Origin of the sequence: Micromonospora sp. NPDC002575 (assembly GCF_042889525.1) — a bacterium.
In the GTDB taxonomy this organism is placed as follows: Bacteria; Actinomycetota; Actinomycetes; order Mycobacteriales; family Micromonosporaceae; genus Micromonospora; species Micromonospora carbonacea.
Map to the genome: position 1 here is coordinate 74,643 of NZ_JBIARA010000017.1, position 20,718 is coordinate 95,360.

Annotated in this window: 18 protein-coding genes; 5 read left to right on the top strand and 13 right to left on the bottom strand. The window is 74.5% G+C overall.

What is annotated here, in order from left to right:
* The first annotated feature begins 55 nt into the window (after nucleotides 1-55).
* The 4 genes from ACFYWL_RS23500 (at nucleotide 56) to ACFYWL_RS23515 (ending at nucleotide 6,852) form a co-directional block, all read left to right on the top strand.
* Nucleotides 56-2,536 (top strand): hypothetical protein, encoded by a 2,481-nt coding sequence (locus tag ACFYWL_RS23500; RefSeq protein ID WP_386976234.1) that lies wholly within the window; start codon nucleotides 56-58, stop codon nucleotides 2,534-2,536.
* Nucleotides 2,533-5,802, top strand: a complete 3,270-nt coding sequence (locus ACFYWL_RS23505; protein WP_386976237.1) for a right-handed parallel beta-helix repeat-containing protein — start codon at nucleotides 2,533-2,535, stop codon at nucleotides 5,800-5,802. Before ACFYWL_RS23500 ends, ACFYWL_RS23505 begins: the two co-directional genes overlap by 4 nt.
* An 11-nt stretch (nucleotides 5,803-5,813) precedes the next feature.
* Nucleotides 5,814-6,134: a hypothetical protein gene (locus ACFYWL_RS23510; RefSeq protein WP_386976240.1), complete on the top strand. Its 321-nt coding sequence runs from the start codon at nucleotides 5,814-5,816 to the stop codon at nucleotides 6,132-6,134.
* Nucleotides 6,135-6,228: 94 nt separating this feature from the next.
* Entirely contained in the window at nucleotides 6,229-6,852 is a 624-nt protein-coding gene (locus ACFYWL_RS23515; RefSeq protein WP_386976243.1) for a response regulator transcription factor, read from the top strand.
* A gap of 58 nt (nucleotides 6,853-6,910) precedes the next feature.
* Here the strand turns inward: ACFYWL_RS23515 and ACFYWL_RS23520 are convergent, their stop codons facing one another.
* The 10 genes from ACFYWL_RS23520 to ACFYWL_RS23565 form a co-directional block, all read right to left on the bottom strand.
* Complete coding sequence (locus ACFYWL_RS23520; RefSeq protein ID WP_386976246.1) at nucleotides 6,911-7,912, bottom strand: LacI family DNA-binding transcriptional regulator; 1,002 nt, start codon at nucleotides 7,910-7,912, stop codon at nucleotides 6,911-6,913.
* 30 nt (nucleotides 7,913-7,942) lie between these two features.
* Entirely contained in the window at nucleotides 7,943-9,295 is a 1,353-nt protein-coding gene (locus ACFYWL_RS23525) for a hypothetical protein (protein ID WP_386976249.1), read from the bottom strand.
* Nucleotides 9,296-9,326: 31 nt separating this feature from the next.
* A complete protein-coding gene (locus tag ACFYWL_RS23530; RefSeq protein WP_386976252.1) occupies nucleotides 9,327-10,436 on the bottom strand; it encodes an NAD(P)/FAD-dependent oxidoreductase in 1,110 nt (369 codons plus the stop codon).
* Nucleotides 10,437-10,516: 80 nt separating this feature from the next.
* Nucleotides 10,517-11,677 (bottom strand): ABC transporter ATP-binding protein, encoded by a 1,161-nt coding sequence (locus tag ACFYWL_RS23535; RefSeq protein WP_386976254.1) that lies wholly within the window; start codon nucleotides 11,675-11,677, stop codon nucleotides 10,517-10,519.
* Nucleotides 11,674-12,510 carry an ABC transporter permease gene (locus ACFYWL_RS23540; RefSeq protein WP_386976257.1) on the bottom strand — a complete coding sequence of 279 codons (837 nt, stop codon included), beginning with the start codon at nucleotides 12,508-12,510 and terminating at the stop codon, nucleotides 11,674-11,676. Before ACFYWL_RS23540 ends, ACFYWL_RS23535 begins: the two co-directional genes overlap by 4 nt.
* A complete protein-coding gene (locus tag ACFYWL_RS23545; RefSeq protein WP_386976260.1) occupies nucleotides 12,507-13,421 on the bottom strand; it encodes an ABC transporter permease in 915 nt (304 codons plus the stop codon). Before ACFYWL_RS23545 ends, ACFYWL_RS23540 begins: the two co-directional genes overlap by 4 nt.
* Nucleotides 13,418-14,467, bottom strand: coding sequence for an extracellular solute-binding protein (locus ACFYWL_RS23550; protein ID WP_386976263.1), 1,050 nt, complete (start codon nucleotides 14,465-14,467; stop codon nucleotides 13,418-13,420). The genes ACFYWL_RS23545 and ACFYWL_RS23550 overlap by 4 nt, the downstream gene beginning before the upstream one ends.
* Before the next feature lie 189 nt (nucleotides 14,468-14,656).
* The gene (locus ACFYWL_RS23555) at nucleotides 14,657-15,265 is read right to left on the bottom strand and encodes a class I SAM-dependent methyltransferase (RefSeq protein ID WP_386976266.1); all 609 of its coding nucleotides are present in this window, start codon (nucleotides 15,263-15,265) and stop codon (nucleotides 14,657-14,659) included.
* A gap of 56 nt (nucleotides 15,266-15,321) precedes the next feature.
* Nucleotides 15,322-16,290, bottom strand: coding sequence for an aldo/keto reductase (locus tag ACFYWL_RS23560; protein WP_386976269.1), 969 nt, complete (start codon nucleotides 16,288-16,290; stop codon nucleotides 15,322-15,324).
* Nucleotides 16,287-17,096, bottom strand: coding sequence for an SDR family NAD(P)-dependent oxidoreductase (locus ACFYWL_RS23565; RefSeq protein ID WP_386976272.1), 810 nt, complete (start codon nucleotides 17,094-17,096; stop codon nucleotides 16,287-16,289). Before ACFYWL_RS23565 ends, ACFYWL_RS23560 begins: the two co-directional genes overlap by 4 nt.
* Nucleotides 17,097-17,269: 173 nt before the next feature.
* Between ACFYWL_RS23565 and ACFYWL_RS23570 the strand changes: the two genes are divergently transcribed.
* Nucleotides 17,270-18,274, top strand: a complete 1,005-nt coding sequence (locus tag ACFYWL_RS23570) for an LLM class flavin-dependent oxidoreductase (protein WP_386976275.1) — start codon at nucleotides 17,270-17,272, stop codon at nucleotides 18,272-18,274.
* A gap of 37 nt (nucleotides 18,275-18,311) precedes the next feature.
* Here ACFYWL_RS23570 and ACFYWL_RS23575 read toward each other — a convergent pair whose 3' ends face one another.
* The 3 genes from ACFYWL_RS23575 to ACFYWL_RS23585 form a co-directional block, all read right to left on the bottom strand.
* Complete coding sequence (locus ACFYWL_RS23575; RefSeq protein WP_386976278.1) at nucleotides 18,312-19,256, bottom strand: acyltransferase domain-containing protein; 945 nt, start codon at nucleotides 19,254-19,256, stop codon at nucleotides 18,312-18,314.
* 67 nt (nucleotides 19,257-19,323) lie between these two features.
* Nucleotides 19,324-19,776 carry a protein phosphatase gene (locus ACFYWL_RS23580; RefSeq protein WP_386976281.1) on the bottom strand — a complete coding sequence of 151 codons (453 nt, stop codon included), beginning with the start codon at nucleotides 19,774-19,776 and terminating at the stop codon, nucleotides 19,324-19,326.
* 27 nt (nucleotides 19,777-19,803) lie between these two features.
* Nucleotides 19,804-20,712: a hypothetical protein gene (locus ACFYWL_RS23585; protein ID WP_386976284.1), complete on the bottom strand. Its 909-nt coding sequence runs from the start codon at nucleotides 20,710-20,712 to the stop codon at nucleotides 19,804-19,806.
* Between the last annotated feature and the right edge of the window lie 6 nt (nucleotides 20,713-20,718).

Consider the following 20,718-nt stretch of genomic DNA (forward strand, 5'->3'; position numbering starts at 1 on the left):
GCGGGCCGCGCGGGCCGTGTGCCCGTCACCCGACCTCGACGGAAGGTGGAACGCCGTGGTATCCCTGCTCCGAGGCCGCTTCCGTGGTGACCGGGACGCCGGAGGCATCGTCCGGCACACCGTGGGCAACGCCGTGGTGCTGCACGCCGAGGGCGTGATCAGCCCGGAGGCCCAGTCGCTGGCGCTCGCCGTGGCCGAGGACCACGAGAACGACGTGGTGGTGCTGGACCTCGCCGACGGAATGCCGATCACGTCGTGGGAGTCGATGGCCGGGGCGCTGCCCCGCCGCCGCCGGGGCATCCGCCTGATGACCTGCGGCCGCCAGCACGGGCCGGCGGCGATGGCCGGGCAGTGGCTGTCCGAGCGGCTCAACCGCACGGTCGTCGCCCCCGACGGCACCCTCGTCCGGGGGGCGGCAGGATCGCTGTTCGTCCACTCCGCCTCCGACAGCGGCTGGATCCGGTTCCGGCCCGGCCGGGCGCCGGAATGGGACTCGAAACGCTACCCGGCGCCGTCCTGGGACGCCGCCGCCGTGCGGCGTCGCGCGTCCAGCTCGACCGGGGAGATCGAGCCCCTGCCGGGCGGCGTGTGGATCCACGACACCGGCGAGCCGGAGCTGATCGAGCGGCACCGCGACCGGCTGGTGAACGGCGTGCCGTGCCACCACGAGACGATGACCGTGCTCCTCGGCTGCCCCGGCACCGCGCCGCTGTCGCTCGACGACGTCATGCGATTCTGGCGCGAGCTCGACGCGGACAGCCGCACCCGGGCCCGGTTCGTCCAGTACGGCGCCGTCGACCTGCCCGACGGCGAGGCCCTCGGCCAACGGCTCGCCGACCTCTTCCAGGCCACGGTGGTCTGCTACACCGGGGTGCCGATCGGCACCCCGGACCGGACGGAGTTCCTCACCGTACGCGCCGACGCGTCGCTGGGCTGGCCCGTCTTCGCCAGCGAGCTCGGATACGCGCCCCGCTCACGCCCCCGGTCGGCGGCCCGGTGCCCCGTGGTGCTCAGCCACCGCGGCCCGCTGCGCTGGAGCGACGAGGTGGAGCCGCGCGTCTACTGGTACGCCGCCGACGCCGTCATCGAGGTCGTGCAGGCCGGGCTGTGGATCCGGCCGCCGCAGGTGCCGCCGAACGCCGAGCGGGTCCGCGCCGCGTTCGTCGACCCGGAGCACAGCACCCTGTTCTTCGACGACTCGGTCGAGGGGACCGCCACCCGGATGCGGGAGCTCGCCGCGGACGTGCTGGCCCGGCTCGACGAGCGCACGGCGGCGGGCAACGTGCTGCTGCCCGCGTCGGCCCTGGCCCCGCAGTCACGGCCCGCCGGGCCGGCGCTCGGCGCGCTGAGCCCGGACGCCGACCGGCCGCCGGTCGCGGCGCCCTCGGCGTCGCCGGCCGGCGGGGGCCTGCCGCCCGCCCCCACCATCGGGGCCGCCGCTGCCGTCGCGGGTGCCGCCGTCGAGGTCGTCGCCGTCGAGGTCGTCGCCGCGATCGAGCCGGTCACGGCCGCCGCCGTCCCGGAGCCGATCACCGCGCCGGCCGCCGCCGTCCCGGAGCCGATCGCGTTGGCGGTCGGGCTGGAACCGGTGTCGCCCGGGCCGACGTCCGCCCCGCCGCCCCCCGCGCCGCGCCCGCACCCCGCCGCGACCGACGCGACCGGCGCCTCCCCCACGCCGGGCCCGCCCGCCCCCGCGCCCGCGCCGGCCCCGGTCCGCCGGCAGCCCGTCCCCGCTCCGGCGGCGGCGGCGCTGATGGTCGAGGGACGACCGCTGACCGACGAGCGGGCCTGGCTGCGGCGGACGCTGAGCCGCGAGTTCGACCAGCTCGCCAGCTCGGTGGCCCGGTTGCTGTCCGAGCATCCCGGGATGCAGCGCAGCGCCGGGCACGCCGTCGACGAGGTCCTGGCCGACTGGGTGGCCGTCCGCCTCTACCTGTCCCGGCGCGGGACGGCCATCGACGCGGGCCTGCGCAACGGGGAGCCCGGCCCGCACGTGCCCTTCGCCCGCTGCGCGGTCGCCGGCCTGTCCCGGCTGCCGTCGCACCGGGGCGCCACCGTCTACACGACCACGGCCTCCGACGCCCAGTGGGCGCTCTACCGCAGGGGCAAGCTCGTCACCGAGTGGGGCTTCGTCAATGCCCTGACCGCGCCGTGCGCCGGTCAGGACGGCGACGTGGACGTGCTGCTGTGGTCGATGACCGCGCGCCGCACCGCCCTGCTCGAACCCGACGGCGAGGAACGCGCCGAGGACCGGGTGCTGTTCGTGCCCGGCACCAGCTTCAAGATCCTTGAGGTACGCCGCCCGGAGGGCGGCCGGCGCGGTCACGTCATGATGCGGGAGCTCGGCGCCAACGAGATCGACCCCGACGGGCGGGTCGATCCGCACCGCCTGTCCCTGGACGAGCTGGCCCTGACCACGCTGCGGCGCGGGGTGGACCGGTGGGCCGCGGCCGAGCCCGCGACGCGGGTGGGGCCCGGGGCGGCGGGCCGGTTCGCCGCGCTGCCCGGCCTCGTCGGCGGCGGTGCGGCGCGGTGAGCGGCGAGGTGCTGGTGGTCGGCGGGGGCCGCCCGAACGCGTACCCGACCATCGGCTCCGCGCTGTCGCGGGCCCGCCCGGGCACGACCATCGCGGTGCACGCCGGGCGCTACAGCGAGCGGCTCGTGGTCGGCAACGGCGTCACGATCGCCGCCGAGGACGGCGTCGGCACCGTCGAGGTGCACGTCGAGGAGGGCAGCGTCCTGGTCGGCAACGGCGCGGGGGCGCAACTGCGCGGCATCGTGCTCTCCAGCGCGGACGACCGGCTCGCCGCCGTGGACGTGCACTCCGGGCAGGTGGCGCTGGACAACTGCGCCGTCCGGGGCGCCGCGTGGGTGGCGCTGCTGGCCCGGCACGAGGGCTCCGTCGCGCTGCACGGCTGCACGGTCGGCAGCACGGGCGGCGCCGGCATCGTGGTCACCTCGGACCGGCTCAGCACGGTCGAGGACACGGTGGTCACCGACGTCAGCTCGTCCGGCATCGTGGTCGCCGAGAAGGGCGTGCTCACCCTGCGGCGCAGCGCCGTGCGCAGCCCCGGCGACAACGGCATCTGCGTCAACGGCGACGCCCGCTGCGTCATCGAGGAGTGCGAGATCACCGGTGCGGGCAAGCCGGCGCTCGTGGTGGAGCAGCGCGGGCACGCCCGGGTCACCGGGCTGACCGTCCGCGACAGCCGCAACGTCGACCTCTACGTCCGCGGCGGGGTGGACCTGACGGTCACGGGCTCCGAGTTCACCGGTGCCGAGGTGCAGGCGGCGCACGTGGCCGACGACGCCACGCCGCACTTCCACGACTGCCTCTTCCGCTCGGCGGGCGGGGCCGCCGTGCACGTCACCGGCGGGGCCCGCCCCCGCTTCACCGACTGCACGGTCGCCGACTCCCCGGTCGGCGTCCAGGCCGACGGCGGGAGCCGGCCCCGGTTCGACGGCCTGACCGTGCACGGCACCAGCGAGCACGTCGCCAGGGTCGTCGGCGGCGCCAGCGCCGAGCTGCGGCGGCTGCGCGCCGACCGGTTCGCCGGCGGCGGCCTGCTGGTCGACGGCGCGACGGTCGAGGGCACGGACCTGCGGGTGGACGGCGGCGAGGGGGTCGCCGTCGAGGTCCGGGGCGACGGCGTCGCGACGGTGTGCGACGCGCGGCTCTCCGGCAGCGGCGAGCACGCCGTCACGGTCGGCGGCGGGTCCACCCTGGGGCTCGAATCGGCCCGGCTGCGGGGCGCCGGGCTGCTCGCCGTGGACGCGGCGACCGTCACCGTGCGCGACTGCGAGATCGTGGCGGCGTCGGGCACCGCGCTGACCGCCGGGGACGGGGTGGTGCTCACCGCCGCCCGGACCCGGGTCCGCGACGCCGGCCGCACCGGCGTGCTGCTGGGTCCCGGCAGCAGCGGCGCCCTCACCGAGTGCGAGGTGCTGGACAGCGCCGGCGACGGTGTCGGCGTCGACACCGACCTGCCGGTCGAGCTGACCCGCTGCACGGTGCGGGGCAGCGCCGGGGAGGACCTGCGCCGTGGCGCGGACGCCCGGGTGGCGCTGCGGGACACGGAGGACCCCGGTCGCGCGCCGGCCCACTCCCCCCGCCCGCCCGAGGCGTCCCCGGGCGACGAGGGGCAGCCGACCCCGCCGGCCGGCGCGGAGTCGCCGTCCGGGGCGCTGGGCGAACTCGCCGGCCTGATCGGGCTCAGGGGCGTCAAGCAGGAGGTCAGCGCCCTGGTCAACCTCATCCGGATGGCGCAGGCGCGGCAGCGGATGGGCCTGCCGATGCCGCCAATGAGCCGGCACCTCGTCTTCGCCGGCCCGCCGGGCACCGGCAAGACCACGGTGGCCCGGCTCTACGGCTCGGTCCTGGCCGAGCTCGGCGTCCTGACCAAGGGACACCTGGTCGAGGCGGCCCGGGCGGACCTGGTCGGACAGTACATCGGATCGACCGCGATCAAGACCACCGAGCTGGTCACCAGAGCGCTGGGTGGGGTCCTGTTCGTCGACGAGGCGTACACGCTCTCCGCCGGCTCCGGCGGTTCCGGGCCGGACTTCGGCCAGGAGGCCATCGACGCGCTGATGAAGATGATGGAGGACCACCGCGACGAGCTGGTCGTCATCGTCGCCGGCTACTCGGAGCTGATGGGGCGGTTCCTCGACTCCAACCCCGGCCTGGCCTCCCGCTTCACCCGGACCGTCGAGTTCCCGAACTACTCGGTCGACGAGCTGGTCACCATCACCTCGAACCTGTGCGCCAAGCACTACTACGAGCTGACCGACGACGCCCACGACGCCGTGACCCGCTACTTCGAGCGGGTGCCGAAGGGTCCGACGTTCGGCAACGGCCGGGTCGCCCGCAAGCTGTTCGAGGCGATGATCAACAACCAGGCGTCCCGGCTGGCGGCCCTGCCGCCGGGCCGGGACGTCGCCCTGAACCGCCTGACCGCGGCCGACCTGGGGCCGGAGCTGGCCCTGCTCGACGAGCTGCCGGTGCCGGCCGACGCCGCGCCGGACGCGGCGGCCGACCCGGCCGGCGCGGTCGACGCGACCCACGGCTGGCGGCGGATGGGCGAGCTGGTCGGCGGCGGGACCGTGCGCGACGCCGCCGCGGCCACCCTGGTGGAGCTCTGCCGGCTGCGCGGCCGTCGCCGGTCGATCGGCAGAGCCGGCAACGTCGTCATCACCGGCCGGCGGGGCAACGGCCGCACCGAGTACGCCCGACACTACGCCGCGGCGCTGTCCGAGCTGGGCCTGGTGCAGACCGGCCAGGTGGTCCGGGTGTCGGTGGCCGGCGAGCTCGCGCCGCAGTGGCCCGGCCAGGCCCGCCACCTGGTCCGGGCAGCGGCCCGCGACGCGCGGGGCGGGGTGCTGGTCGTCGAGCACGTCCGCGCCGAGGGCGCCGCCGAGGTGCTGGAGGCGTTGGTCGACGAGATGCGCGACAACCCGGCCGACCCGCTGGTGGTCCTGATCGGCGAGGAGCCGATGGCCGACGGGACGCCGGGGCTGGCGGACGTCTTCGGCCAACACTGGCGGGTGCCGCAGCACCCGGCGGCCGAGCTGGGCGAGATCGCCGTGCGGCAATTGCTGCGCCGGGGACACGAGGTGCCCGACGACGTACGCGCGGCGATCGCGGACCTGGCCGCGCAGCTGGCCGAGCCCACCGTACGCGGCGCGCACCTGCTCGCCGCCGGCCTGGCCCGCACCGCCGCGTCGCGTACCCTGGCCGTGGCCGACCTGGTCGGCGTGCGTTGGAGCCCGCAGCCGACGGGCGGCCTGGCCGCGGTCGGCTGAGGACGGGCCCGGTGGACGCCGAGGACTTCGCCGGGGACCTGTTCCTCACGCTGGCCGCGCAGGGCCGCCTGGAGCTGGACGCGGCGGTGGCCGACGAGGCCGTCGCCGGGCTGCGGCGCACGCTGGACGTCGTCGTGGAGCGGATGCGGCTGCTACGGGTGTGGGAGGGCGGGGCCCGCCCCGTCGTGCGCGACCTCCCGCCGGGGCTCGCCCAGGCCGTCGTGGACGTCGTCTTCGCCGAGCAGATGACGCCCGGCCGGCTGGAGCACGCGGCCCGGGAGCTGCCCAAGTACATCGAGGCCCTTCGGCTCGCCCGCCGGCCGCCCCGGTGACCCGCCCGCCGTGACCCGCCCGCCGGGATCGTGAAGGGTTCGTGAAGACGCCCCGCCGAGACTCGGTGACGCACCGAGTCACCGGGAGGTTTCCGTGGAACAGGTCAGGGTCGCCGTGCACGCGACGGATCCGCTCAGCAGGGCCGGCATCGGCGACTACCTGCGGCATCGCGCCGAGGTGACCCTGCTCGACGACGGGCGGCACGGCGAGGCCGACGTCCTGCTCGTCGTCGCCGACCGGCTCACCACCGACGTCGTGGCGGTGCTGCGGCGCAACGCGGCCGAATCCGGCGCGCCCACCGTCCTGATCGCCAACGAGATCAGCCAGGCGGAACTGATCACGGCGGTCGACTGCCGGGTGGTGGCCATCCAGCCCCGGGCGGCGGTCACCGCGGACCGGCTCGTCGACAGCGTGGTGGCGGCCCGCGACGGCGGCGGGGTGATGCCGCCGAACCTGGTCGGCGAGCTGCTCAAGCACATCGAACGGCTCCAGCGCGACGTGCTCACCCCGCACGGCCTGACCGCCTCGGGCCTCAACACCCGGGAGCTCGACGTGCTCCGCCTGATGGCCGAGGGCCTGGACACCAACGAGATCGCGAGCCGGCTCTGCTACTCCGAACGCACCGTCAAGAACGTCATCTACGGCTTCACGCACCGCCTCAAGCTGCGGAACCGCTCGCACGCCGTGGCGTACGCCCTCCGCTCCGGGATGATCTGACCGCCGCCGTCGGTGGCCGTCGCCCCCCGCGTCGCGGCTCGTGCGCGACGGCACCGGGTCACGGCTGCTCCCCGCAGGAGCGGCGGGCCACCAGTGCCGGCTCGAAGACGATCTCGACCGCGTCGTCGGGGGCCTCGACGACGAGCTCGGCCGCCCGCCGACCCATCTCGTAGGAGGGCTGGTCGATCACGGTGATCCCGAGCATGGCCGCCCAGGGGAAGTCGTCCATCGTCAGGAACGCCACGTCGTCGGGGATGGCGACACCGCGGGCCACCAGCGCCGAGTAGACGGCGACCGTCAACCAGCCGGCGGTGCAGACGATCGCGTCCAGCGGCTTGCCCCGGGCCTGTCCCGCGGCGAGCAGCGCACCGACGGCCCCGTCCACCCCGTCCTCGTTCTCCGCCACGGTCACCGCCTCCTCGGGCAGCGGCAGGCCGGCGTCGGCCAGCCCGCGCCGCAGGCCCGCCGTGCGCTCGACCTGGGACGGCCGGGCCCCGGAGGAGACGACGCCGACGGCCGACCGGCCGCACCGGGCCAGGTGCGCGGCCATCAGCCGGCCCGCCTCGGCGTTGTCCAGGCTGACCGAGTGCATGCCGGCGACGGGGTCCGGCACGGTGCGGGCGACGATCACACACGGCGTGCCGCGCTCGGCCATCCGCCGGGTCAGCTTGTCGGAGGCTTCGCCGGTCGTCACGACCAGGCCCCGTACGCGCTGTTCGTCCATCGCCCGCACCTGCGCCACGTCGAGGTCGGCGTGGCGGAACGTGTTCGCGAACATCACGAGGCTGTCGTTCGTCGCCGCCACCTCCTCGATGCCGCGCATGAGATCCAGGTAGAAGGGGCTGCTCAGGTCACGGATGACGACTCCGATCGTGCTGGAGCGCCCGGCGAAGATGCTCCTGGTGAGCGCGTTGGGGGTGTACTCGAGACGGGTGACCGCCTCCCACACCCTGGTGGCTGTCGCCTCGGCGACGGTGCCGCCGTTGATGACCCGGGAGACCGTGGCCGTGGATACGCCAGCGTGCGCGGCGACGTCGCCGATGGTTACTCGCCTTCCCATGCCTCGCAGCTTCCTCTCCACCTGGTGTCGTCAGCCGGTGACGCGCCGGCCGTCGCGGACCACGACCCTGCCGCCGATCATGACGAGCCCCACCCGGGTCAGCTCCGCGGGGTCGGTCACGATCAGGTCGGCGATCGCCCCCGGCACGACCCGGCCGCGCCGGGGGGCCACGCCCGGGATCGCGTCCGCGACGTTGGCGGTGGCCATGGCGACCGCCGCGGGCAGGCCCACCACGCCCGCCCTGACGCAGCGGTCGATCGCCAGCAGGATCGGGTCGTGGTGGCCGCCCGCGTAGTCGGTCGAGATGGTGTCCACCACCTGCGCGGCGAACATGGCGTAGAGCAGGTCCGGGCTGGGGGTGAGCCGCTGGGCGCCGAACGTGTCCAGGGTGGAGACGTCCACGATCGCCCCCGCCTCCTTCAGCCGCTCGGCGTGCTCGACGGCCTCGCGCAGGGCGAAGCTCGAATGGTTGGAATGTCCGGCAATCAACCTTACGTCGGTCTTGGCGATCGCGGTGACCTGGGTCATCGACGCCGCCGCGTTGTGCACCAGCACCGGGACGCCGTTCGCCCGGGCGTGCTCGGCCGCCTCGGCGAGCCCGCGCAGGGCGACGTCGAAGGCCGGCAGCACGATGCCCGAGACGATCTCCCGGACGTCCTCGACCGACAACCTGCCGATCAGCCCCGCAGCGGCGAGCGCCTCCTCGACCGCGTCGCGGTCGAACGCCGACGCCGAGATGTGCCGGCCCAGCACCGCGACCTTCAGGCCGTTCGCCTGGCGGGGGGTGATCGTCACCCCGGTGCGCCTGCGCACCTCCGCGGGGATGTACATGTAGCTCGCCCCGCCACCGCCGAGGGTGTGCCCGGCCCCGATCTCACCGAGCGCGACCGCGCCGGCCGCCACGGCCTGTCCCGCGCCGAACCGGCGGTTCGCCTCGGTGAGGCCACCGCCGTCGGCGATGGTGGCCGCCTCCAGACAGGCCGGGGTGTTGCACGAGGCGAGCCGGACGTTCACGGGGTGGGCCTCGTCGGTGCTCGCGAGCTCCTCGGCCGTGACGAAGCCGTCGACGCAGAGGACCGTCGTCGTGCCCTCGAGGAGGTGGCGGTCGAGGTTGGCCCGCACCTGCTCGTGCGACAGGCGCTCGTGGCCGCTGGGGAACAGCGGCCCGTACGCGGTGCCGTGGGTGTGGTTGTTGATCAGGCCGGGAAGCACCAGCATGCCGCTGGCGTCGACGATCTCGTCCACCGCCTCGTAGGTCTGCGCCGGCCGGGAGGGGACGATCTCGACGACGCGGTCGCCCTCGACGACGACGTCGATCCCCGATTGTTGGTCCGTTCCCTGGCCGTCGATCAAATCGCAGGCGTGCAGGACGGTCGTTGCCACAGTCTCTCCCTCACGTGGTTCCGGCTCAGGGTCAGAAGCGCTCGAACCGGAACGCGGCCAGGGCGTCGTCCCGGTCCTCGCCGAGCGCCTCGGCGGCGACCAGGTCGCCCGCGTGCACGCTCAGGGTCGCCCCGCTGTGCGAGACGGCGAAGTGGAAGTTGGGCAGGCCCAGCGCCCGGCCCAGCACCGGCAGGCCGTCGCCGGGGATGGGGCGCTCGCCGACCCGCACGCTCTCCACGACCACGTCCCGCATCCCCGGATACAACGCGCGGCCGGCAGCGAGCACCTTGTCGACCGCCGGTTGTTCGACGCTGATCGCGCCGCTGTCGTCGAGGCGCGCCGCGCCGTCGATCTCGTGGGTGTGCAGCAGGAGCCGTCCGCCGCCGTCGGGACGCAGGTGCACGCCGGGTGCGTGGACGACGCGGGACACCGCGACCGCGGCCGGGGACGTGTAGATGAGCACGCCCCGGGTGTTGCGCATCGGCAGCGTCAGCCCCGCCAGGCCGGCGATCCGGTCGGCCCCCGGCCCCGCGCAGTTCACGACCGCGTCGGTGGCGATCTGCCGCCCCGAGGCGAGCTGCACGGACCGGGCCAGGCCGTCCGTCACCTCCAGACCGGTGACGGCGTTGTCGCGCACCAGCTCCGCGCCGCCGGCGACGGCGGTCGAGAGCAGGTGTCCGATCAGCCGGGTCGGCTCGATCCAGCCCTCCCGCGGGAAGTAGGCGATCCCGTCGTCGGGCAGCTCGGCGGGGTTCATGTCCGGCTCCAGGCGCAGCGCCTGCGCCCGGGTGAGCCAGCGCGCCTCGTACCCGTAGTCGAGGACGCCGTCGACCTTCCTGCGCAGTTTCGCGCGCCCGGCCTCGTCGTCGGCCCATTCCAGGTTGCCGCCCTCGTGGTACCAGTCGCTCAGCGGCGTCTCCGCCGCCAGCCTGCGGTGTGCCGCCATGCTCGCGACGCTCAGGTCGTGGTACGGCCGGGGCTGCTTGCCGCAGGAGTTGGTCCAGGAGAACGTCGCACCGGAGGTGCCGCCGGCCGGTGCCGCCGCGTCGACGACGGTGACGTGGGCCCCGCGCCGGGTCAGGGCGGCGGTCACCGCCGCGCCATAGACGCCGGCGCCGATGACGACTACGTGCTCAACCATGGTGATCTGAGTTCCGTTTCTCTCGGGGGACGGGTCGGGTCGCCGACGCGTGTCGGCGGGACTGCCGGGACGGCCGGTGTTCAGTTCGGCAGGGCACGGGCGACGCCCGGCGGGATCACGACGGACGCCTCGCCGCCCGGGGCCGGGATCCCCCGGCTGCCCGGGTCGGGCACGGCCACCCGCAGCCGCAGCGCCTCCGCGACCCGCACCACGACGGTCGCGACGCTGCCCTCGTTGACGACCTCCGTCACCCGGCCGTCGAGCGTGACGCCGGCCGGGGCGGGCGGATCGGCGGGACCGACGAGCCGCAACGCCTCCGGTCGCAGCAGGATCTGCATGGACGCCCCGGGCCCGGGGAGCTCGGTCCCCGCGACCCGCGCGCGGACGAGGTGCGCGCCGGGCAGCCGCACGGTGCACTCGGCCGCACCGGGTCCGGCGGCCGTGCACGTGCCGGTGACCAGGTTCGACTGGCCCACGAAGCCGGCCACGAACGAGTTCACCGGGTCGTGGTAGATCTGCTCGGGCGTGCCGAGCTGTTCGATGCGTCCGGCGCGCATCACCGCGATCCGGTCGCTCATCACCAGCGCCTCGGTCTGGTCGTGGGTGACGAACACCGATGTGATGCCGAGCTCGCGTTGCAGGTGCTTGATCTCCAGGCGGAGCTGCTCACGGAGCTTGAGGTCCAGGTTGGACAGCGGCTCGTCGAAGAGCAGGACCTTCGGCCGGACGACGATCGCCCGGGCCAGGGCGACGCGCTGTTGTTGGCCCCCGGAGAGCTGACCGGGCACGTCCCCCTCGCGACCGGCCAGGCCGACCCGCTGGAGGGCGTCCGCGACAAGCGTCCGGATCTCCTGCGGGCGTCGCCTGCGCATCCTGAGCCCGTAGCCGACGTTCTGCCCGACGGTCAGGTGCGGAAAGAGCGCGTACTGCTGGAAGACCATGGCGGTGTCGCGCCGGTCCGGCGGCTGCCGGCTGACGTCCTGCCCGTCGAGCAGGATCCGCCCCCGGTCCGGGGTGAGGAATCCGGCGATCATGTTCAGCGTCGTCGTCTTGCCGCAGCCCGACGGGCCCAGCAGGGTCAGGAACTCGCCGGGACGCACGTCGAGGTCCAGGTCGTCGACGGCCACCGAGGCCCGGAACTGCTTGCGGATGCCGCGCAGGACGACGCCGAAGCCGCCGGAGGTCCCCGCCTCGGACGCGCGAGCCGACGGCTCGGCGCTGGTTCGCGTTGGTGCGATCATGTGGATCCTCCGTGGATGAAGTCGGTCAGGCGCACGAACCGGGAGGCCGCACCCGCGATCGCGCAGATGCCGACGACGCTCGTCACCGCCACACAGGCCAAGGTGGGGGAATACTGGTACTCCATGTACTGGAGCAGCCGGATGGGCAGGGTGTTCGCGTCACGGGAGGTCAGGAACAGCGACAGCTCGACGTTGTTGAAGGACACGATGAACGCGAACAGGGCTCCGGCGAACATCCCGGACCGCATCAGCGGCAGCGTCACCGTGTGGAAGGCCCGCCAGGCCGAGGCCCCGAGGTCGCGGGCGGCGCGTTCCCAGACCGGGTTGACGCCGAGCAGGCTGACCCCGACCGTCCGCAGCACGAAGGGGATTCCGATCAGCGCGTGCGTCACCACCAGCAGGGTCGGACCGATCAGCCGCCGCGCGTCGAGCACCGAGACGAGTTGGACCACGGCGAGGCTGATCACGATCTCGGGCAGCAGCAACGGGGCCGCGAGGAACCCCTCGAGGAACCTCCTGCCGCGGCCGACGCCCCGGGTCAGGGCGTAGGCCGCGGCCGACCCCAACACCAGCGCACACACCGCGGACCCGAGGGCCACCTGCGCCGACAGGGCCATCGGAAGCAGCCACTCGCGGGTCAGCGCCGCGCTCCACCAGCGCAGCGACAGGCCGCTGGGCGGGAAGGCCGGATAGGTGTCGGGCTGGATCGAGGTCCAGACCACCATGAGCATCGGCACGGCGATGAACGCGAGGATCAGCACGAGCAGCACGCCGCGCAGGGCGGTCCACGTTTGGCGGTGCCGGAGGGCGGCACGGAGCATCCGGCTGTTCATCCGAGCCTCCCCCGGGACCGGCGACCGGTCACCAGCAGCGCGGAGACGGTCACCGCCCCGACCACGAGGATGACCACGGAGATCGCCGCCGCCTGGCCCCACTCGAGGCTGACCACCATCCGGTCGCGCACCAACGTGGCGAGGGTCTGCACCCGCCCGCCGCCGAGCACCGCGGCCGAGGCGTAGGCGCCGAGGCTGATCGCGAAGGTCAGGGTGAACCCGGCGATCAGACCCGGGCGGATCAGCGGCAGGGTGATCCGGTAGAACGTCGTCACCGGGCCGGCGCCCAGGTCGCGGGAGGCCAGTTCCAGGCGGGGATCGACGCCCTGCAGGCTCGACATGGCGGTGGACACCGCGAAGGGCAACAGGACGTGGGCGAGACCGAGGATCACCGCGAACCGGGAGCCGATGAGGGGCACCGGCGAGTCGATCAGCCCCGCCGCGAGCAGGGCCTTGTTGACCAGGCCGTCGTCCTGGAGCAGGACCAGCCATCCGTAGGTCCGGACGACGACGCTGGAGACCAGGGGTGAGATCACGATGAGCAGGACGAGCGTCCGCAACCGGGACCCCGACCGCACCAGGAAGTGCGCGACCGACAGCCCGGCCGTCATGCAGACGCAGCCCACGGTGCCCGACATCCACACCGTCTCCCAGAGCACGGACCGGAAGTAGCCGTTGCCCAACAACTCGGCGTAGTTGGCGGCCGTGAGCGGGCCGGTCAGCGTCGCGCCGTCGTAGGTCAGGACGCTGCTGGCCAGCAGGATCGCCGTCGGGATCGCGAAGGTCGCCAGCACCCAGACCGTCGCGGGCAGGGCCAGCCACGGCAACGGGGGCCGGGGGCCGGGTCGGGTGACGGTGGTGGGGGGCCGGGCGGGGCTTCGGGCCGGCGGGTTCCCCGCGGATACCGTCACCGGACGGCCTCCGCCCACTGCTGCCCCCATGCGGTCCGGTTCCGCATGACCTTCGCCGCGTCGGCGATCCTGGTTCTGTCCAGTTGGTCGGGCGTGGTGATGTGCTTGGCGGCGAACTCGGCCGGGAAGTCCAGGCCGGTGACCGCCGGCCCCACGTTGTAGGCCAGCGCCCAGCGGCGCTGGACGTCCGCGGAGAGCCAGTAGTCGACGAACGAGTAGGCGGCCTCCTTGTGGGCGGCGCCGACGGGGATGCCCAGCGCGCCCAGCAGCGCGTAGGTGCCCTCCCTCGGGACGGTGTAGTCGTAGTTCGTGGTCTGCGCGTAGATGGCCGCTCGCCCGTCGAAGTAGGGGAACGCGGTCGCCGTGCCCTTCTGCATGAACGGCACCGCCTCGGACGATGCCTGTGGCGTGGCGAGCGCGTGTTTCGCCAGCTCGGCGATCCGCGAGAAGCCGGGCGCCGTGTCGTCGATCCCGCCGCCGTCGAGTTCCGCGGCGTTGAGCATCGCGTAGACGCCCAGGACGTTCGCCGGGTTGAAGATCAGCGTGCCGGAGCGGTAGCGCGGTTCCCACATGACGTTCCAGCTCGTCGGCGGCTGCGCGAAGGCCCTCCGGTCGTACATGAGCACCACCTGCTGGACCTCCTGGACGGCCCCGGCCCGATAGGTGTGCTCGCGCAGCTTCGGCGGCAGGTTCGCCAGGTTGGGCACCTGCTCCGGCGTGACCTCGGCCAGGAGCTTGTCGATGCTGCCCTGGTAGAGCTCCATGCTGGTCATCACGGCGACGTCGAAGCCGGGGTTTCCCTTCGACGCCCGGATGGCCGCGTACTGTTCCGAGGCGGATCCACCGGCGGTGTACTGGATCCGGATCCCGGTCTTCTCCGTGAACGGCCTGGCGACGGTCTCCTCGAAGAGTTGCTGGTATTCGGCGCCGTAGCCCTCGACGAGCAGGACGTCGCCCGCGCCGTCGTCGACGCTCGTCGAGGTGCAGGCGGCGAGCGTGATGCAAAGAAGTCCGAACATGAGCGCGACGGGGAGTGACTTTCTCATGTTGTGCATCCCTCTGAAGGAGTGATGTAACTAGTTTCAGGTAACTAGTTACACACCTAAGCACACGCCCTCCAGAGGAGTCAACACCCGGGTTTGCGCACTTCAGCGCACTGGACGGCCCGGACGCAGCGGGTGGATGGATGGCGGTGGGGAGTGGACGCTCGTTCCCACGGATCCACCCCGCCGCCCTCACCCCCCGGTGGCGACCGCCGCGACGGCGGCGTGCGGCCGACGGGTGCCGTCGCCGGGCCGATGCAGGCGTTCGACCTCCGTGAAGCCGGCGCACGCCAGCCGCGCGGAGAACTCGTCGACGGGCCAGCGCCAGGCGGTCACGACCTTGTGGTCGAAGGCGGCGACCTCGTCACCGACGAAGATGGCGACCACCAGCTTCCCGCCCGGGGCGACGACCCGCCGGAACTCGGCGAGCACGCCGTCGAGGTCCGGCGGCGGCAGGTGGATCACCGAGCCCCAGGCCAGGATGCCGGCCACGGAGTGGTCGGCGACGGCGATCCTCTCCATCGACCCGAGCAGGTACCGGCCGTCCGGGTGGGTCGCCCGCGCATGGTCGATGAACTCGCCGACCAGGTCGATTCCCGTCGCGTCGACGCCGAGCGAGCGGAGGTGGGCGGTGAGGTGGCCGGGCCCGCAGCCCAGGTCGAGCACCGGGCCGGGGCAGACCGCAAGGTGACGCCCGATGAAGGCGAGGTCGTCGGCGTGCACCTGCCGGGTCGTCCCGAGCAGCTCGATGTAGAGCTCCGCGGCGGACGCGTACGCCCGCCGGACCAGTTCCGTGTCCACCGCCCCACCCTATGGCGACCTGACGCCCCGAGGGATAACGGTGTGAGGTGCTGCGGTCACGGGTCGATGAGCCCCTCGGCCAGCAGGTCGGCCCACAGGGCGTCGGGCACCGGCGTGGCGGCGAGCCGCACGTTGCGGTCGACCTGTTCGGCGTCGCCCGCGCCGAACACCACGGAGACGACGGCGGGATGCCGCGCCACGAAGGCCATGGCCGCCTGCGGCAGGCTCACCCCGTGCGCGCGGCACACCTGCGCGATCCGCACCGCCCTGGCGTACGTCGCGTCCGGCACCGGACCGTAGTCGTAGGTGCGGCCCGGTGGCTCGGTGGCGAGGATGCCGCTGTTGAAGACTCCGGCGGCGAGCACCGCGACCGACCGTTCCCGGCACCGGGGCAGCAGCGTCCGCGCCGCGGACTGGTCGAGCAGCGTGTAACGGCCGGCGAGCATCACGGCGTCGACGTCGGTGTCGGCGACGAACCGCTCCAGCATCTGCCACTGGTTCATGCCGACGCCGATCGCGCCCACCACGCCCTGGTCGCGCAGCTCGTGCAGGGCCGGGTACGCCTCGTCGACCGCCTGCCGCCAGTGCTCGTCCGGGTCGTGGATCAGCACGACGTCCACCCGGTCGAGGCCCAGCCGGGCGAGGCTGGACTCCAGCGACCGGCGTACCCCGTCGGCGCTGAAGTCCCAGCGCCGCGCGTGGTCGGCGGGCACGTCGAACCCGCCGGCCTCGTCGCGCAGGTGCGCCGTCTGCGGCGACGGCACCAGGATCCGGCCGACCTTCGTGGAGACGGTGAACTCGGCGCGGGGCCGGCCCGCCAGCGCCGCGCCGAGCCGGCGCTCGGACAGGCCGAGGCCGTAGTGCGGGGCGGTGTCGTAGTAACGGATGCCGGCCTGCCACGCGGCCTCGACCGCCCGGCGGGCCGTGTCGTCGTCGACCGCCCGGTACAGGTTGCCGATCCCGGCCGCGCCGAATCCGACGGCGGTGACCGGGGCCGACGAGCGCCCCAGGCGGGTGGTCCTCATGACGTCTCCTCGTTGCCGGTTCGGGGGCGGTCGCCCGGCGGAGGGCCCCCGGGGGCGGCCGACCGGACGCGCAGCCCGTGCACGCCGCCGTCGACGGCGAGCACGGTCCCGGTGGTGGAGGCGGCCAGCGGGCTGGCCAGGTAGGCGATCGCGGCGGCGACCTCGTCGGCGGCGACCAGCCGCCCCAGGGGCTGGCGGGCCCGCAGGGCGGCGAGCTCGGCGGCCGGGTCGGCGGCGGAGTCGACCAGCCTGCGCACCCAGGGGGTGTCGGCGGTGCCCGGGTTGACGCAGTTGACCCGGATCCCCTCCGCGACGTGGTCGGCGGCCATGGCGAGGGTCAACGCCTGCACGGCGCCCTTCGTGGCGCTGTAGAGCGCCCGGTCGGGCAGGCCCACCGTCGCCGCGATGGAACAGGTGTTGACCACGGCCGCGCAGGCGGAGGCCCGCAGGTGGGGCAGGGCCGCCCGGGTGACCCGGACGATGCCCACCACGTTGACGTCGAAGACGCGGTGCCACTCGTCGGCCGGGTTCGCCTCGACGGACCCCTGCGCGCCGACGCCGGCGTTGTTGACCAGGATGTCGATGCCGCCGAGGTGATGGGCCGCGGCGGCGACGGCCTCGGTCACCGACGTGTCGCTCGTGACGTCGCAGCGCAGGCCGTGCAGCGGGGCCGGCGCCCCGAACGGGTCCAGGTCGAGGCACGCGACGGCCGCCCCCCGCCCGGCGAGCATGCGGGCGGTGGCCAGGCCGATGCCGGAAGCGCCGCCGGTCACCACGGCGGTCAGTCCGGTGAACTCGCCGGTCATGACTCTCCCCACTCGGCCCGGACGGGACGTCCGCGCCCGCGTAGTCGCTCATGGTCTCCTGTCGAAGCATCGCACCGAAACCCCCGCGACGCAGCCGCCGCCGGCCGCCCATTCCCCATGCTCCAGGTGGGTTATCGTGGTGACGCCCTCTCCCACCAGCGACGGAGCCCCCGGTGTCCCTGCACAAGCTCGGCTTCCTCACGATCGGCCTCTTCGACGAGGCGGATCCCCGTGCGGGCCACGAAGCCACGCTGAGCCTCATCGAGCTCGGCGAGCAGCTCGGCTTCGACAGCGCCTGGGTGCGCCACCGTCACCTCCAGTTCGGCATCTCCTCGCCGGTCGCGGTGCTCGCGGCGGCCTCGCAGCGCACCCGCCGCATCGAGCTCGGCACCGCGGTCATCCCGCTCGGCTGGGAGAACCCGCTGCGCCTCGCGGAGGATTTGGCCACAGTGGACGTCCTCTCCGGTGGCCGGTTGAACCCGGGGGTCAGCGTGGGCCCGCCGATGCACTACGACCGGGTGCGGCACGCGCTGTATCCGGACACCGGCGACGCCGAGGACTTCGGCCACGCCCGGGTCAGTCGGCTGCTCGATCTCGTCCGCGGGGAGCAGGCCAGCGACCTCGACGGCGTCGAGGGATTCGAGGCGTACTCCCGCCGGGTGCAGCCGTACTCCCCCGGCCTGATCCACCGGATGTGGTACGGCGCCGGCAGCCTCCGGTCGGCGCGCTGGGCCGGCGAGCAGGGCATGAACCTGCTGACCAGCAGCGTGGTCAAGGCCGAGGAGGCCACCGGCTTCGACGACATCCAGCTCGCGCACATCCGCGCGTACCGCGCCCACCACCCGGACGGGCCCGCCGCCCGCGTGTCGCAGGGGCTGGTGGTCATCCCCACCGACAGCGCCACCGCCGAGCAGCGCGCCCGCTACGAGGACTACGTCCGCCGCCGCACCCCCCGCACGACGTCGCCGCAGGGCCCGCAGCGGATGGTGTTCGCCCGCGACCTGGTCGGGCCGTCCGACCGGATCGCCGAGGAACTGGCCGCGCTCGCCGCGTTCCGGGAGGTCGACGAGGTGGCCTTCGCCCTGCCCTTCACCTTCGACCACGCCGACTACGTGCAGCTGCTCACCGACATCGCGACCCGGCTGGGCCCCCTGCTCGGCTGGCAGCCGGCGCGCTGACCCCGACCGCCGGGAGAAGGCCGGCCCGCCGGGCGGCCTAGAGCGGGAAGCGGCCCTGACGCCACTGCCAGTGCCGGCCGGCCCTCAGGTGGTCGACGACCGCGCGCTGGAGCGCGGTGCGGCGCGGCAGCCGGTCCAGCGGCGTGGTCAGGGTGCGGAACACGAACCGCAGCACCTCGACGTCGGCGTCGAGCCCTTCCGGTTCCTCGTAGGGCTCCAGCGCGAACCTCCGCTGGAACCGCACGATGTTGGACTCCTCCGGCAGGTATTCCCGCAGCTGCGGGTCGAGCAGCCACGAGCCGCAGGCGAACGCCGTGTAGCGCTCGTCGGGAAAGTGGCGCGGGAAGAACGCGCGGGCCTCGTCCAGCGACGCCGCGACCGCCTCCGGGGTCAGCGGCCCCGAGTCGGGGACGTGCAGGCCGATGGCGTCGTCGCCCCGGTGGTGCTGCAACCGGCCCAGCTCGTAGAGGCCGCCGCGCGCGTGCAGCGTCAGCCAGCTCTGCATGACCGGCCAGCCCTCGCCGCGCATCCGCCGGTCGACCGCGAGGTTGCGGCCCAGGTCCGCGAGGGTCGTCCACGACACGGCGTCGGCGATGCCGTGGTCGCGGTGGTAGCCCCGGACGACGTCGACCAGCGCCAGGTACGTGTAGACGTAGAGGTGCCGCCAGGCGGGACCCCGGTCGCGGGGCAGCGCCGGACCGGGCGACAGCCAGCCGTGGCCCCCGAGGTCAGCGCGGACCAGGGCGATCGAGCGGTCGAGCAGCCAGCGCAGCTCGGGGGTCCACAGCGGAGAGTCGGCGTCGGGCCAGCCCGCCATGATCTCGGCGGCGTCGTCCGGGGGCACCGCGAGCCGGTCGAGGATCGCGGGCGCGTCGGCCCTGGCGGGCAGCGGAGCCGACGGCTGGTCCCCGGCGAGCCGGCGCACGCGCTCGACGTCCTCGACGGGCACCCCGAGCCGGGCGGCGATGTCGGCGGAGTCCACGCCGACGACGCTACCGGCCGTGGGGCTCGGCGTCGACGCGCCCCGGGCGGACCGGAGCGCCAGCCGGTCAGCGCCGGTGCTGGGCCGCCGGGTCGAAGCGGGCGACGAAACGCCGCTGCCACGGCGTCTCGACGGCCTGGGGCAGGTAGTGCTCGCGGACGTAGGCGACGGCCTGCGCCGGGGGCACGCCGTCGAGGATCGCCAGGCACGACAGCCCCGTCCCGGTGCGCCCGAAGCCGCCCCCGCAGGCCAGCTCGACCCGTTGCGTGCCGGCCCGGTCCAGCGCCTCGCGCAGGGCGGCCGTGAAGTCCGCGCGGTCGGCGGGCAGCCAGAAGTCCCGACAGCGGACCCAGCGGCTGTCCCACGGCACCGGCCCCGGCGGGGCACCTGTCAGGTAGACCCCGAACTGCGGCTCAGGCCCGGCCGGCAGCGGGTTCCGCAGGCCACGGCCACGCACCAGCCGCCCGGACGGCAGTCGCATGACGCCCGGCGCGCTCGGCTGCCAGCCGGCCTCGGTCATCCGGAGTCCCCTACCGGGCCGCCGGCGTCAGCGCCGGCCGCCGCCCGGTCGGCCCCGGCCGGCGCCGACGGCCCGGTGACCGACGCGGGGAGGCTGCACCACCGGGGAGCTTCCCCGCCCGGGGCGGGGGCTTCGCGCCGCGGCGGCGACCAGCTCGTCGGGGTCGTCGCCGAGCGCCTGCCGGATGTGCGGCGGGACCAGCTCCGACGTCGCCATCGCCATGCGCACCTGCACGGAGCGGTCGTCGACCAGGCGTCGCAGGTCCGCCTCGGTCAGCTCGACCGCGAGCACCAGCGCGACGCGCACGTCCGCCACGGGGTCCCGGGCGAGCGCGGCGCGTTGGGCGGTGGTGGTCCGCGGGTTGCGGGCGAGCCCCTTGCGTACGCGGGCGGTGCGGTCGGCCAGCAGGGCGGTGATGACCTCGGGGTCGTGGGTGTGGGTGGCGAGACGCTCCCGCACCTCGGGTGAGACGTCGTCGACCAGCCGTGCGGCCAGCTCGGGCTCCAGCTCGCGCGACTCGGCGAGGAGGCCGCGCAGCTCCTTGTCGTGGGCCTGCGCCATCACCCGGCGAACCGACTCGTCGCAGGCCGGGTTGCCGGCGACCGCCCAGCGGACCCACCGGTCGGCGTCCTTGACCAGTCGCACGAGGTTGCCGACCGAGGCCGAGGGGTTCCTCGCCACGGCCTCCCGAACCTGACGGTCGTGGTCGCGGGCCAACGGCCGCAGCGCCTGCGCGGGCGCGTCGGTGCGGCTGGCGACGGCCCTGCGGACCAGAGGCGACGGGTCGGACGCCAGGTCGATGAGGGTCAGCTGGGGCGTCTCGGGGTCCTGCGCGAGGGCGAGCCGGGCCTCGGCGCCGTCGCCGTCCGCGCCGTCCGCGGGAGCGCCCGACCCACTGCGGCGGGTGGGCCCGCCGACGTCCTGCTGCTTCGCCATGGGCGC

What these genes read in the sequence shown, in the direction of transcription:
- ACFYWL_RS23520 (WP_386976246.1), bottom strand. Translation starts at nt 7,912, where the DNA reads ATGGGAAGGCGAGTAACCATCGGCGACGTCGCCGCGCACGCTGGCGTA.
- ACFYWL_RS23560 (WP_386976269.1), bottom strand. Translation starts at nt 16,290, where the DNA reads ATGAGGACCACCCGCCTGGGGCGCTCGTCGGCCCCGGTCACCGCCGTC.
- ACFYWL_RS23585 (WP_386976284.1), bottom strand. Translation starts at nt 20,712, where the DNA reads ATGGCGAAGCAGCAGGACGTCGGCGGGCCCACCCGCCGCAGTGGGTCG.
- ACFYWL_RS23580 (WP_386976281.1), bottom strand. Translation starts at nt 19,776, where the DNA reads ATGACCGAGGCCGGCTGGCAGCCGAGCGCGCCGGGCGTCATGCGACTG.
- ACFYWL_RS23550 (WP_386976263.1), bottom strand. Translation starts at nt 14,467, where the DNA reads ATGAGAAAGTCACTCCCCGTCGCGCTCATGTTCGGACTTCTTTGCATC.
- ACFYWL_RS23530 (WP_386976252.1), bottom strand. Translation starts at nt 10,436, where the DNA reads ATGGTTGAGCACGTAGTCGTCATCGGCGCCGGCGTCTATGGCGCGGCG.
- ACFYWL_RS23540 (WP_386976257.1), bottom strand. Translation starts at nt 12,510, where the DNA reads ATGAACAGCCGGATGCTCCGTGCCGCCCTCCGGCACCGCCAAACGTGG.
- ACFYWL_RS23535 (WP_386976254.1), bottom strand. Translation starts at nt 11,677, where the DNA reads ATGATCGCACCAACGCGAACCAGCGCCGAGCCGTCGGCTCGCGCGTCC.
- ACFYWL_RS23565 (WP_386976272.1), bottom strand. Translation starts at nt 17,096, where the DNA reads ATGACCGGCGAGTTCACCGGACTGACCGCCGTGGTGACCGGCGGCGCT.